The organism is Ensifer sp. Root558, assembly GCF_001427045.1.
GTDB classification, from domain to species: domain Bacteria; phylum Pseudomonadota; class Alphaproteobacteria; order Rhizobiales; family Rhizobiaceae; genus Ensifer; species Ensifer adhaerens.
The window spans coordinates 351467-363535 of the sequence record NZ_LMGC01000035.1; the positions used below are offsets into that span (position 1 = coordinate 351467).

The 12069-nt window shown below is 61.8% G+C and carries 14 protein-coding genes and 2 tRNA genes; 6 read left to right on the top strand and 10 right to left on the bottom strand.

The genetic code is table 11. The features are described 5' to 3' along the window. Positions 1-2: 2 nt before the first annotated feature. Genes sseA through ASD63_RS28140 form a run of 3 tightly spaced genes read right to left on the bottom strand, consistent with a single transcriptional unit; the run spans position 3 to position 2671 of the window. Entirely contained in the window at positions 3-857 is an 855-nt protein-coding gene (gene sseA / locus ASD63_RS36405) for a 3-mercaptopyruvate sulfurtransferase (RefSeq protein ID WP_034791123.1), read from the bottom strand. 16 nt (positions 858-873) lie between these two features. Next, complete coding sequence (locus ASD63_RS28135) at positions 874-1623, bottom strand: alanyl-tRNA editing protein (protein ID WP_034791125.1); 750 nt, start codon at positions 1621-1623, stop codon at positions 874-876. A gap of 7 nt (positions 1624-1630) precedes the next feature. Then, positions 1631-2671, bottom strand: coding sequence for a cysteine synthase A (locus tag ASD63_RS28140; protein ID WP_034791127.1), 1041 nt, complete (start codon positions 2669-2671; stop codon positions 1631-1633). Between the two features lie 304 nt (positions 2672-2975). On the opposite strand from ASD63_RS28140, the gene ASD63_RS28145 reads away from it, so the two are divergent. Beyond that, complete coding sequence (locus tag ASD63_RS28145) at positions 2976-3818, top strand: SDR family NAD(P)-dependent oxidoreductase (protein ID WP_051659213.1); 843 nt, start codon at positions 2976-2978, stop codon at positions 3816-3818. On the opposite strand, the gene ASD63_RS28150 is transcribed toward ASD63_RS28145, so the two are convergent. The 5 genes from ASD63_RS28150 to ASD63_RS28170 all read right to left on the bottom strand — a co-directional run bounded on the left by ASD63_RS28150 (position 3806) and on the right by ASD63_RS28170 (position 7544). Beyond that, entirely contained in the window at positions 3806-4132 is a 327-nt protein-coding gene (locus ASD63_RS28150) for an SMR family transporter (protein ID WP_034791131.1), read from the bottom strand. The two genes, ASD63_RS28145 and ASD63_RS28150, sit on opposite strands and share 13 nt — an antisense overlap. After that, a complete protein-coding gene (locus ASD63_RS28155; protein ID WP_034791133.1) occupies positions 4119-4490 on the bottom strand; it encodes an SMR family transporter in 372 nt (123 codons plus the stop codon). Before ASD63_RS28155 ends, ASD63_RS28150 begins: the two co-directional genes overlap by 14 nt. A gap of 78 nt (positions 4491-4568) precedes the next feature. Next, the gene (locus tag ASD63_RS28160; protein ID WP_090428172.1) at positions 4569-5822 is read right to left on the bottom strand and encodes a cyclopropane-fatty-acyl-phospholipid synthase family protein; all 1254 of its coding nucleotides are present in this window, start codon (positions 5820-5822) and stop codon (positions 4569-4571) included. Positions 5823-5907: 85 nt separating this feature from the next. Further along, positions 5908-7371, bottom strand: coding sequence for a deoxyribodipyrimidine photo-lyase (locus ASD63_RS28165; RefSeq protein WP_034791171.1), 1464 nt, complete (start codon positions 7369-7371; stop codon positions 5908-5910). A gap of 98 nt (positions 7372-7469) precedes the next feature. Beyond that, positions 7470-7544 (bottom strand) — tRNA-Asn (locus ASD63_RS28170). Between the two features lie 159 nt (positions 7545-7703). On the opposite strand from ASD63_RS28170, the gene ASD63_RS28175 reads away from it, so the two are divergent. The 4 genes from ASD63_RS28175 (at position 7704) to ASD63_RS28190 (ending at position 9708) form a co-directional block, all read left to right on the top strand. Then, entirely contained in the window at positions 7704-7997 is a 294-nt protein-coding gene (locus ASD63_RS28175) for a hypothetical protein (protein ID WP_034791391.1), read from the top strand. A gap of 211 nt (positions 7998-8208) precedes the next feature. Beyond that, entirely contained in the window at positions 8209-8943 is a 735-nt protein-coding gene (locus ASD63_RS28180; protein ID WP_034791192.1) for a thermonuclease family protein, read from the top strand. Positions 8944-9095: 152 nt separating this feature from the next. Further along, a tRNA-Cys gene (locus tag ASD63_RS28185) sits at positions 9096-9169 on the top strand. 206 nt (positions 9170-9375) lie between these two features. Continuing rightward, complete coding sequence (locus ASD63_RS28190) at positions 9376-9708, top strand: hypothetical protein (protein ID WP_089045904.1); 333 nt, start codon at positions 9376-9378, stop codon at positions 9706-9708. Positions 9709-9796: 88 nt separating this feature from the next. On the opposite strand, the gene lexA is transcribed toward ASD63_RS28190, so the two are convergent. Together lexA and ASD63_RS28200 are read right to left on the bottom strand one after the other, a co-directional pair. Beyond that, the gene (gene lexA / locus ASD63_RS28195; protein WP_034791199.1) at positions 9797-10519 is read right to left on the bottom strand and encodes a transcriptional repressor LexA; all 723 of its coding nucleotides are present in this window, start codon (positions 10517-10519) and stop codon (positions 9797-9799) included. A gap of 236 nt (positions 10520-10755) precedes the next feature. Then, complete coding sequence (locus ASD63_RS28200; RefSeq protein WP_034791202.1) at positions 10756-11052, bottom strand: hypothetical protein; 297 nt, start codon at positions 11050-11052, stop codon at positions 10756-10758. Between the two features lie 323 nt (positions 11053-11375). Between ASD63_RS28200 and ASD63_RS28205 the strand changes: the two genes are divergently transcribed. After that, entirely contained in the window at positions 11376-12008 is a 633-nt protein-coding gene (locus tag ASD63_RS28205; protein ID WP_127889042.1) for a hypothetical protein, read from the top strand. Positions 12009-12069: the final 61 nt, after the last annotated feature.

The window sequence follows — 12069 nt, forward strand, 5'->3', positions numbered from 1 at the left end:
CGTCACTCGCGACCTGTGACGACGGCGGTGTCGGTGCGGCCACCCCATTCCGACCAGGATCCGTCATAGAGCGTGTTGTCGGTGTGGCCGAGCGACTGTAGCGCCAGGGTGATGATGGCGGCAGTTACGCCCGATCCGCAGGTCGTGACCACGGGCTTCGAAAGATCGACGCCGGCCGCTGCGAAGGTCTGGCGGAGGCTCTCAAGATCCTTGAGCTTCCCGTTTTCCGAAAAGACGCCTGAAGGAAGGCTGTGGGCGCCGGGCATGTGACCGGAACGAAGGCCGGCACGCGGCTCGGCTTCCTCGCCATAAAAACGCGGGGCGCCACGGGCATCGGCGATCTGGATCGCGCCGTCGGCGACGATCTGCTTCATTCCGGCCAAGGAGGTAACGGCGCTGGGCGTAAAGCTCGGCTTGAACGTGGCCGGCTTGGGCGAGGGCACATCCGTGCTGACGGGTCGGCCTTCCCGGTTCCAGCCGTCCATGCCGCCATCGAGCACATAGACATTCTTGGCACCCATGATGCGCAGTTCCCACCAGACGCGCGGCGCCGTCATGATGCCCGGGCCGTCATAGACGACGATCGTATCCGTCTCGCTGACGCCAAGCGTACCGACGGCTTCAGCAAAGGCTTCCGGCGAAGGCAGCGTATGCGGCAGGCCGCTCGTATGGTCGGCAATGGCATCCTGGTCGAAGAAGACAGCACCGGGAATGTGGCCGGCGTCGTATTCCACCTTCGGGTTGCGTTTCTGTGCCGGCAGGTACCACGACGCGTCGAGGATCCGGATCGAGGGATCGCCGAGGCGCTCCTGCAGCCAATCGGCGGAAACGACAAAGGCGCTCTTGTTGTTGGTCACGATCGCAACTCCTTACTCAAACTGATGCGCGGTCTTCGGCGGTGCCGAAGCGGATACGGAACCGGCGGTTCTCCTTACCCTTTTTCTCGATCTTGGCGATGTGGATGGCGCCGACTTCCTGCGTCTCCGACACATGCGTACCGCCGCAGGGCTGGCTGTCGACCGCCGAGTTCTCGCCGATGCAGACAAGGCTGACGCGCCCCAGGCCGATCGGCGGGCGAACATTCTTCGACTTGACGATGCCGGGGTTGGCGGCCAACTCGTCGTCGGTAATCCACTGAACGTAAACGGGGTGGTTTTCGTCGACGAGCTTCATCAGCGCTGTTGTGACCTCGTCCCGGTCGATCGTCTCGTTCATGTCGAAATCGACACGGCTCTCGTCCTCGCCGACCGACGCTCCGGTGATCGGGAAGGGGCAGACGACCGAAAGCAGATGGCAGGCCGTGTGCATGCGCATCAGCCGGTAGCGGCGCGGCCAGTCGATGTGCAGAACCAGCTTCTCGCCGATCTCGGGCGCCGGCTGGCCCTCGGCCGGCACATGGATGATGATATCCTTGGTCTCCCCATGGCGGGCGACCGCGATGTCGATGCGGCTGCCATCGGCGCGCTCCAGAAAACCCGTGTCGCCAGGCTGGCCGCCGGAGGTGGCATAGAAGCAGGTCTGATCAAGCTCGATCCCGCCATCTTCGAGGATTCCGGTGACGCTGGCCTCACATGTCGAGAGGTAGAAGTCGTCACGGAAGAGGGCAGTCACGGTCCTGGTCATCGCATTCCTATCCAACTGATTCGTATGGCACTGCAATGTTGGAAGCCGTCTTCAACCACGTCGGCACCGGCAGCCCCTTGGAGGCGAGGAAGTCCGGGTTGAAGAGCTTCGACTGATAGCGGTTACCATAGTCGCACAGGATCGTCACGATCGTATGTCCCGGCCCGAGGTCCTTGGCGAGCCGCACGGCCCCGGCGATGTTGATGCCCGTCGAGCCACCCACGCAAATGCCTTCCCGCTCGATCAGGTCGAAGACGTAAGGCACGGCTTCCGAATCGGGAATCTGGTACGAGAAGTCGGGAGTGAAGCCTTCCAGATTGGCGGTGATTCGGCCCTGGCCGATGCCCTCGGTGATCGAGCTTCCTTCGGATTTCAGTTCGCCATTGGCGTAGAAATTGTAGAGGGCCGCCCCTTGCGGGTCCGCCAGGCCGATCTTGACCGAGGGGTTTTTCGCTCTGAGGCCCTGGGCGACGCCGGCCAGCGTGCCGCCGGAGCCGACAGCGCAGATGAAGCCGTCGACCTTGCCGTCCGTGTCGCGCCAGATCTCGGGCGCCGTGGACTCCACATGGGCGTCACGGTTGGCGACGTTGTCGAACTGGTTGGCCCAGATCGCCCCGTTTGGCTCGGTCTTGGCCAGTTGCTCGGCGAGGCGGCCGGAGATCTTCACGTAGTTGTTGGGGTTCTTGTAGGGAACGGCCGGCACTTCGACCAGCTCGGCGCCGAGCAGCCGCAGGGCGTCCTTCTTTTCCTGGCTCTGGGTTTCCGGAATGACGATGACGGTGCGGTAGCCGAGCGCCTGGCCGACCAGCGCCAGGCCGATGCCGGTATTGCCGGCCGTGCCTTCGACGATGACACCGCCCGGCCGCAACTGGCCGGTGCGCTCCGCATGGCGAATGATCCAGAGCGCCGCGCGGTCCTTCACCGATTGTCCGGGGTTCAGAAACTCGGCCTTGCCGAGGATCGTGCAGCCTGTCGCGTCGGATACGGATTTCAGCCGGATCAGAGGCGTGTTTCCGATTGCTTCGAGCACGGACGGGAAAATGGCCATTTTCAGAACCTCGTGTTTGAGGACAGGCACCGCGGTAAGGCGGCACGTACCAGGTAAAAGCGAACGGCGGCCAGCGAATATCGACAACGTTCCGGGACCGCCGAAATGTTGGCGTGTTTTCGGCTCAGCCTGCACTTCAGGCAAGAAATAGCGTTTCGCCGTCGCTCTGTCCCGAACAAAAATCGTCTCCAGGGACTGCGAGAGCCGGCGGCAAGGAGCGCTGCCGCGAAGAAGGGCCGGGCAAGTCATTTTTCGCCCACAGAAGGAGATGCGTACGTGTTTCCCGGCGCGTGCCGAGGAGTGAGTGATGAGTATTCAATCTACGAAATCGGAACAGAAACTGGCTTGGGTGACGGGCGCAAGCTCGGGAACCGGGCGGGCACTGGCGCTCGCGCTGGTGCGGGAAGGCTATTCCGTCGTCGTGACGGCGAGAAACCACGACAGGCTCGTGGACCTGCAGCATGAAGCAGCAAGCGAAGGGCGGATCACCGTGCTCGACGGCGATGTCACTGACCCTGCCGACATGGAGCGGGTGATGGCGGCGATCGAATATGATCACGGGCACCTTTCGCTCGTGGTGCTGAACGCCGGGGTCGCGCTGCCGGTGCGCGGAGACGAGCTTCACCGCGAGGCCTTCGAGAAGAGCTTTGCCGTCAACCTCAACGGCGTCGTCAACTGTCTCTTGCCGGCGGTGGACCACATGAAGACGCAGGGGTACGGACACATCGCCATCGTCTCGTCGGTGGCCGGCTACGGCGGACTGCCGACCAGTGCCGCCTATGGCGCCACCAAGGCCGCGCTGATCAATATGGCGGAAAGCCTGAAGTTCGATCTCGACCGGCTCGGCGTCCGGCTGCAGATCATCAGCCCCGGCTTCGTCGATACGCCCGGGACCGCGCGCATTCGCTTTCTGCGACCGGCGCCGGTGAACAGTGAAGAGGCGGCAAGGCGCATCGTTGCCGGCCTGAAGTCGCGAAGGTTCGAAATTGCCTTCCCACGCCGGTTTGCCTACGCGGTGAAGCTCATGGACCTGCTGCCCTACAGCCTCTATTTCCGCCTGCTGAACTGGCTGACCCGCGGCAAGGCGGAGGCCATGGAAGGACAGAAGCGCGCCGGACCCGGCGGCCGCCCGCGTCAGGCGGTGTGAAGCACTAGCACCGCGCCGAAGATGAGCGCCAGTCCGACCCAGCCGATCGGCTTCAGCTTCTGACCGAACAGGAAGCGGCCGCAGATGGCCGTCCCGAAGATCCCGGTTGCGCCAAGCACCGCATAGGCGATGGCGAGCTCCATGCCCTTGATGGCTTCCGCTAGGAAGGCAAAGGCGGCGAGCACTAGCAGAATCGAAAGGATGCCCCAGCCGCGGCGGGCGAACCCTTCCGATTTCGTCGAGGCGAGGTTGGCCGCAATATCGAGGATGCCGGCCACGACCGCGAGGACGAAGTAGATGCTAGGCGCGCTCATCGGTGGCTCCTTCACGCGCTGCCTCGTCCTCGTCATGATACTCGCCGGCATTGACGAGCAGGATGCCGACGATCGCCATCGAAAGCCCGAGCATTTCGCGTCCGGTCAGCACATGGCCGAAGACGAAAACCGAAACCAGGGTGATGATGGCGACGCCCGAACCTTCCCAGATCGCATAGGCGACGCCGACCGATATCGTCTTCACCGCCTTTGCCAGGAAGACGTAGGAGAGTGCGATCGAGACATACATGACGATGTGGCCGAGATAGGAGCCGCTTTCGGAAGCGGCCTTCATCACCGTCAGGCCCACCACTTCGGTCGCGATGGCGAGCGCGAGGAAAAACCATGCAAGACGCATGCTGTACCTTTGAACAGAAACTTGGATCGACCGCCTCTTAAGCGCTACGGGTGACGCGGTAAAGACGCGCCGTGCGCTTCACTCGAAGACGATCTGCCGGACGTCGATGTTGCGGGCACGGAACCCGGCCTCGCAGTAGTAGAAGTAGAACTCCCACAACCGCTTGAAGCGCAGGTCGAAGCCGAGCGGCTCGATCCTGTTCCAGACCGCCCAGAACCGCTCCCGCCATTCGCCGAGTGTGCGGGCATAGTCGACGCCAAAGCCGAAGTCGTTGATCATCCGCAGGCCGACATTGCGGCCAAGCTCGACCAGATGCTCGCGCGTTGGCAGCATGCCGCCCGGGAAGACGTATTTCTGGATGAAATCCGGATTGGAACGATACTCCTCGTAGGATTCGGGCTTGATCGTGATGATCTGCAGTCCGGCCTTGCCCCCGGGTTTCAGGCACCGCTTCAGCTGCGAGAAATAGGTTGCCCAGAATTTTTCGCCGACGGCCTCGAACATCTCGATCGAGACGATGCGGTCATAGGTACCCTTTTCTTCACGATAGTCCTGGAACTTCAATTCGACCCGGTCGGCAAGGCCCGCACGCTGCATGCGTTCGCGTGCGAAGGCCAGTTGCTCGCGGCTGATCGTCAGCCCCGTGACCTTGCAGCCGATTTCCGTTGCCGCGAACTCGGCAAAGCCGCCCCAGCCGCAGCCGATCTCAAGCACATGATCGCCGGTGCGCAGGTTCGTCGCTTCCGCGAGCGCGCGGTATTTGGCTTTCTGCGCTGAGCGAAGATCATTGGCGCCCGTTGCATAAAGCGCAGACGAATAGGTCATGCTCGGATCCAGCCATTCGCTGTAGAAGGCGTTGCCGAGGTCGTAATGGGCCGAGATGTTGCGGCGCGCGCCGGAGTGGGTGTTGGCATTGCGCCAGTGCAGGAACTTGTCGAAAAGGCGAAGGAGCCCGCGCGCACGGTTCGGAAAATTCCTGCCGATTTCGGCGTTGACGAGGAACAGTTCGAGAAAGGCGCCGACATCGGGACTGTCCCAGTCGCCGTCGATGTAGCTTTCCGCAGCCCCGATGGTGCCGCCCGAGATAGCACGCTGCGGCAGGTTCCAGTTGTTGAGGTTGAGGATGGCGCTGGGGCCGGCCCTGGCGCCTTTGATCACCAGCCTGCGGCCGTCTGGCGTGGCGAGCATCAACGTTCCCACCTGAAGGTGCACCAGGGCGCCAAGCACCATGCGCGCCTTGAGCGGGAAATCCCGCACGGCCGTCGCCAGATTTTCGGAAGATAGCTCCACCGCACCGGCAAATGCAGCAAAATCGGCTTCCAGGTTACGCATACACCACCCCCTCAGCTGTTGCATCCGTAACGTGAGCCTAGCCGCAATCGGGCGAGACGCCAACTGAGGAATTCTACCGGAGGCTCTACGTCTCCTCGGAGAGTCCCGCTGCGCTTGTGATCTGCCGGAAGGCTGCCAGTGCCCGATCGCGGGCAAGGGCATGGTCGACGATCGGTTTCGGGTAGGTCGTGCCGAGTTCGATGCCGGCTTCGGCAAGGGTCGTGGCGGGCGCTGCAAAGGGGCGATGGACATAGCGCGGGTGGAGGCGCTCCAGCTCCGGCACGAAGCGCTTCACATAGAGACCGTCGGGATCGAATTTCTCCCCTTGCAGGACCGGGTTGAAGATGCGGAAGAACGGTGCGGCGTCCGCGCCCGATCCGGCGACCCATTGCCAGCTTGCGGCATTGTTGGCCGGATCCGCGTCGACCAGCGTGTCACGGAACCAGGCTTCTCCCTTGCGCCAGTCGACGAGCAGGTCCTTGATGAGAAAGGAGGCGACAATCATGCGAACGCGATTGTGCATGTAGCCGTGGCGCCATAGCTGGCGCATGCCGGCATCGACGATCGGGTATCCGGTGAGCCCTCTGGTCCATCGAGTAAAATCGTCCTCGTCGTTCAGCCAGTGGAAGCGGTCGAATCGACGGTCGAGGTTGCGGCGGCCAAGCTCCGGATAATGAAACAGCAGATGATAGGAGAATTCGCGCCAGGCGAGTTCCTTGCGGAAGGTGGCCGCCCCTTCGCCGCTATCGGCCTGGGGCCCAGCTGCCGCATGCCAGGCCTGCGCCGGCGAAATTTCGCCAAAGGCGAGATGAGGCGAGAGCAGGGATGTGCCATCCGCGTCGGGAATGTCGCGGCAGCGTTTGTAGGCGTCGAGCTTCTCATCGACGAATTCTTCGAGACGGGTGGCCGCACCGTCTTCGCCCGGCGTCCAGACCTCGCTGAATGTCGCCGCCCAGTCCGGTTTCGTCGGCAGCAGCGACCAGTCGTCAAGGCGTTCCGATCGCGGCCATGCTCCCGGGGCTGCGATATGGTGCGGCCGGTCGATCGGCGGTGCCAGCTCGTTTTTCAGTTCGAGCGCGCGCCAGAACGGCGTGAACACGCGGTAGGGGCCGCCCGTCGTCGTCAGCAGCCGCATGGGCTCATGCAGCAATTGTCCTGCAAAGCTCTCCGTGATGATTCCCCGCTCGGCCAGCGCCTTCTTGAGCGCGGTATCCGTGGCGATGCCGTTCGGGTCGTAGCGCCGGTTCCAGTAGATGCGCTCCGCACCGCTTGCGCGCGCAATCTCGACAATCACGTCAAGCGGCGCGCCTGATCGAAGAACGAGGCGAGAAGCGTGCCGCGCGAGACTTGCGCCCAAGGCCTCGAGCGAATGGTGCAGCCACCACGCCTGCGCCGCCCCGAGCGCACCGTTGCCGCTGTCGGCGGGTTCGCGAATATAGAGGGGAATGACGGCTGCCTCGCCGGCGGCAGCCGAGAGGGCGCGATTGTCGGCCAGGCGGAGATCCTTGCGGAACCAGACGATGATGGGCGGCGCCGCGGCCTTTGTCATGAAGAACCATCGGGAGGTTGGGGATTGATCACCTGGAGAACATAGGTGCAAAATGAAAAAGAGCCATTCGCATCGCTGCAAATGGCTCTTTTAGAAAGTGGCTCCCCGGGCCGGATTCGAACCGGCGACCTGTCGATTAACAGTCGAATGCTCTACCGCTGAGCTACCAGGGATCATCCGCGCCGCTGTTGTGCTGTGCGCTTCAGAAGTGAGGCTGCTAATACGCATGCTTTTCTGATTTGCCAAGCGCTTTTTTCAAAAAAAATGACAAGTTCCGTTGCGAGGCTGTGGAGAAGTCCCCAATTGTGGGAAAACACGCCGGATAGGGAATGATGAATAAAAACAGGAAGCAGACGCATTTCGGCATTGATCCGCAAACACGACAGATCGTGCTGGGAAAATGGCGTATCGCGTTGCCCGACTCGCCCCTGCTGCGCATCCTGCTGGGTTCGCTGCTGGTGTTTTGTGGTTTTCTCGGTTTCTTGCCCGTGCTGGGCTTCTGGATGATACCGTTGGGCCTGATCGTGCTTTCCCACGACATTCCCTCGGTTCGCCGCCGCCGTCGTCGTCTGGCCGTCTGGTGGGCGCGCTGGCGCGGGAAGGCCAACTCGTCGAACGGCTCCTGAGGCGGACGCCGATTTAACGATCTTGTTGTCGAGGGCAGGGCGGTCGGCAGTTTTGGCCGTCCCGTAGCAATTCCGAATCTCTCAACAAGGGCCGTGGCCGCGCAGGCGAATGACCGGTTCCTGGCGGTCTTCCCCTCTGTTGGGGTGCCCTCGAAAACTTTTCGGCAACCCATCAAACGCATAATGCGGTCTCGAATCAGGATGGGGACCGATGGCCAAAGCCACTACGAAACGTCGACGCCGCAGTTCGGGCCGAAGCACCAGCAAACAGGGCGGCATGGCGCCGTGGTATCTGGCCGCAGCGCTCACCCTTGGCGGCGTCATGGCCTACGACCATCGCGCCGAGTTGCGGCACTGGCCGGTGGTTTCCGATGTCATGGCCTTTGCATCGCGATCGGAAACGAAGCCGAAGCCTCAGCGCGCGGTTCCTGAAGCGCAGGAGCGCGTTGCCCAGCAGGCGGATAGGCACAAACCGAATCCGAAGCCCAACCCGGCGACGAAGGTTGCCCTGGCCGCCCCGGTGCCGTCGGTGAATGTCGGCGTCACGCCGCCAACCCCTCTCGTGCGGCCGAATGAAGAGGTGAAGACGGCATCCATCCGTACCGATCAGTTCTATTTTTGCGGCATTCGCAACGACAACTGCGTGATCGATGGCGCGACCTTCGTCTTCCATGGCGAGACGATCCGCGTCGCCGATGTCGATGCGCCGCGAATCCGCCAGGCAAGCTGCGACAAGGAGCGTTCGCGCGGCTTCTACGCCAAGCAGCGCCTGCGCGAATTGCTGAATGCAGGCGACTTCAGGCTGATCTCGGCGGGAGGGCGATCAGATGCCAAGGCCGGCGAGAAACTGCGCCTGGTCACCCGCGGTGACCAATCTCTTGGACGTGTACTCGTTTCCGAGGGGCTCGTGCGGCCGTGGGAAGGGCGCCCGACGCCCTGGTGCTGAGATCAGCTGGGAGACGATCGGCGGACATCGTCGATCGTTCTGTGGAAAGTATCCGTCCTGCAAATCGACGGCGCGTTTTTCAGAAAATGCCTCTTGCGGTTTTTCTGCAATCATTCTAAATCCGCGCCAACGCTTGGTTATCCGAGCTGTGAGGCCTCGTGGCGGAGTGGTGACGCAGAGGACTGCAAATCCTTGTACCCCGGTTCAATTCCGGGCGAGGCCTCCAATAATCTCACCTCGTTAAATTTGGTTTGGCGTTCTGCCTTAGGGCAGCGCGGTAAAATTCGCGACACGTCCGCGCAAGCCACGTCGCCTATGCCTCCGTCGGATCTTATCGCTTCGGTGAATTCGGTAGAGGGGGAACGATGACTCCGCTGAGATCAACCGTATCGGTAGCGTCCGTCAACATTAAGAACGGAGGCAATGGCATCAATGAAAAAGAGACTGATCCTGACGGCGTTGGCGTGTTTTGCGGCGACCGCTATGGAGGCGCGCGCGGACGACCTGGTTTTCCAGCTGAAGAACAACACCGGCGCGGTACTGACGAATTTCTATACGTCGCCGGTCGGCGTCAATGAATGGGAAGACGATGTTTTCGGTCGGCAGGTCCTGAACCCCGGCGAGAGCATGGAGATCACCATTGCCGACGGGCGGGACGTCTGCAAATACGACATGCGATTCGAATTCGAGGAAGGCTCGGCCCTCGATACGACCGAGGACACGCAGGATCTCTGCGAACTCGGCGAATACACGATCCACGAATAAGCGATCTGGATTTCAGGTCGCCTTAAACGGAAAGAGCCTCGCCACTTTCAGTGGCGAGGCTCTTTTGATTCGGCGTTCTGCCTGGAATTCAATGGTAGCGGCGGATCAGCCCGACGAGCTTGCCCTGGATCTTCACGCGATCCGGTCCGAAAATGCGCGTCTCGTAGGCGGGGTTGGCCGCTTCGAGCGCAATCGACGCGCCCTTGCGACGGAAGCGCTTCAGCGTCGCTTCCTCGTCGTCCACGAGCGCCACGATGATGTCGCCGGGATTGGCCGAGTTGCCGTTGCGGATGATCACCGTGTCGCCATCGAAGATGCCGGCCTCGATCATCGAATCGCCCTTTACTTCGAGGGCGTAATGCTCGCCGCTGCCGATCATGTCGAGCGGAACGGTAATGTCATGGGTGTTGTTCTGGATCGCCGAGATCGGCACGCCGGCAGCGATGCGCCCCATCACCGGGACGGAAACAGACGTGCTTTCGGCGACCGGCGCCGGCTTCGGCGTGGCAGGAGCGGCGGCCGGCGGCTTTCCGAGGCTGCCCTCGATCACGCTCGGCGAGAAGCCCCTGCGCGGCTGTTGCTGGCCGGCGGCGTAGGCTTCCGGAAGCTTGATGACTTCGAGCGCGCGCGCCCGGTTCGGCAACCGGCGAATGAACCCGCGTTCTTCGAGCGCCGTGATCAAACGGTGAATGCCGGACTTCGACGCAAGGTCGAGCGCATCCTTCATTTCATCGAAAGACGGCGGTACGCCCGACTCCTTCATGCGTTCGTGGATGAACAGAAGCAATTCCTGTTGCTTGCGGGTCAGCATGGCACGTCGCTCCAGAGGCGTGAAACAAATCAAGAACAGACACTATCTGTTCCATATGTGTTCCGCAAGTGCCTAAAATTCCGTGAATTCAGGCAATTGGCTGCTTCTGTGGGGGGCGATTGGTCACTTTTGCGGGAGCGGGGCGGTTTTCGGCGACGGTTGCGTCCCAAAACAGCGCCGGGCAGGTCAATCGCGCGCGTGATTCGAACGAATCGCGGCTCTCTTCGCGGAGAGACTTAAGTCGCTTGCGAGGCCGAGCAGGCGTCTTCGAACTCCTTCACCGTTTCGGCGCTGTTGTCTTCCGGAAGCACTGCGTCGGCCGCATCGGTCGCAACGGGCGTATCGCCGTCATAAACGAAGGACTGGATGTAGAAGGCGAGCGCGCCCTTCCAAACATTGCGTCCATCGATCTGATGGCACGGCACGGCCCGTTCGAAATCGGTCTGGAGTTCATCCACCGTCGCGGCACTGAGCTTGACGTCAGGCATATTGGGCGATGCGACTATCGAAGCGAGAAGCAGGGCGGCAAGCACGGTGATCGTCCACTTGATGAAGGGGTGGGACTACGGGTTGGTAAACGATGTGAACCGCGCTTTCGTTCCGAAGTCCAGCAAGCATGGCGATCACTCTGCCATGTTCAACAGCTCTTTGCCCGCAGGCTGTGGCTGATTTGCGCCAGCCGCTCGATCTCAACCTCGTCTCGGCCGTTCTTCATGGACCGGCGCGGAGAATGCATCGGAGCTGCCAGCTTTCGCATCGGGCCTGGGGCGCGCAAAAATCCCTGCGGGGAAGGGCCTTCACCGTCTCGACAGGCCTCTAAAAAAAGATAACTTTGCGTGGAAAGTGGGGTGGTTGCATGCATAGATTGTCGTTGGTGGTGCTCGGCCTGTTGCTCACGGCTGGAGCGGCGTCTGCCGAAGAAGGGCGTTCGAATATCTGGAAACGGATCAACGCCTGGACGGTGGGATCCGATCGCTCCCTGGGCGGCTCGTGTTACGCGGCGACGAGCTATGACGCCGGCGCTATCCTTCGTATCGGCTTTTATCCGCGGGGATCGACGAACCTGGCGTTTCTTTCGATCGGCAATGCCGAATGGAAGTCCATCGAGCCGCAGCGGGAATACGATGTTGCCTTGCAGCTCGACCGTGGTCGTCAGTGGCCGGCCGTTGCGTTCGGTGTTGATCTGACCGGCGCCAGGGCCCTTGTCGTCAACTTTTCCAACACCGACTTCTTTACCGAATTCGTTCGCAAGAACACCTTGGCGCTGGCCTTCGAGGGGCGCGTCGTCGCGAGCCTCAGCCTGCGTGATTCGATGAAGGCGGTAAGCGAGATGTTCAAGTGCCAGGAGGCGGTGAGCGCCTTGATCCCGAATGGCGGTCAGGGAGCGGCGAACGATCCCTTTGCGGGTGCCGGTGGCAATGCGCCGAACAACGATCCCTTTGCCGGCGGCGGCCAGACCAAGTCGTCGAAAGATCCTTTCGCCATGTGATGGGCGCGTCCGCTTGCCGCAGAGAGGTGAATATTCCTAAAATATTGCCTGGGATCGGCTA

What these genes read in the sequence shown, in the direction of transcription:
- ASD63_RS28190 (WP_089045904.1), top strand. Translation starts at nt 9,376, where the DNA reads ATGAAAAAGAGACTGATCCTGACGGCGTTGGCGTGTTTTGCGGCGACC.
- ASD63_RS28150 (WP_034791131.1), bottom strand. Translation starts at nt 4,132, where the DNA reads ATGAGCGCGCCTAGCATCTACTTCGTCCTCGCGGTCGTGGCCGGCATC.
- ASD63_RS28135 (WP_034791125.1), bottom strand. Translation starts at nt 1,623, where the DNA reads ATGACCAGGACCGTGACTGCCCTCTTCCGTGACGACTTCTACCTCTCG.
- ASD63_RS28205 (WP_127889042.1), top strand. Translation starts at nt 11,376, where the DNA reads ATGCATAGATTGTCGTTGGTGGTGCTCGGCCTGTTGCTCACGGCTGGA.
- ASD63_RS28180 (WP_034791192.1), top strand. Translation starts at nt 8,209, where the DNA reads ATGGCCAAAGCCACTACGAAACGTCGACGCCGCAGTTCGGGCCGAAGC.
- ASD63_RS28160 (WP_090428172.1), bottom strand. Translation starts at nt 5,822, where the DNA reads ATGCGTAACCTGGAAGCCGATTTTGCTGCATTTGCCGGTGCGGTGGAG.
- ASD63_RS28175 (WP_034791391.1), top strand. Translation starts at nt 7,704, where the DNA reads ATGAATAAAAACAGGAAGCAGACGCATTTCGGCATTGATCCGCAAACA.
- ASD63_RS28155 (WP_034791133.1), bottom strand. Translation starts at nt 4,490, where the DNA reads ATGCGTCTTGCATGGTTTTTCCTCGCGCTCGCCATCGCGACCGAAGTG.
- lexA (WP_034791199.1), bottom strand. Translation starts at nt 10,519, where the DNA reads ATGCTGACCCGCAAGCAACAGGAATTGCTTCTGTTCATCCACGAACGC.
- ASD63_RS28140 (WP_034791127.1), bottom strand. Translation starts at nt 2,671, where the DNA reads ATGGCCATTTTCCCGTCCGTGCTCGAAGCAATCGGAAACACGCCTCTG.
- ASD63_RS28165 (WP_034791171.1), bottom strand. Translation starts at nt 7,371, where the DNA reads ATGACAAAGGCCGCGGCGCCGCCCATCATCGTCTGGTTCCGCAAGGAT.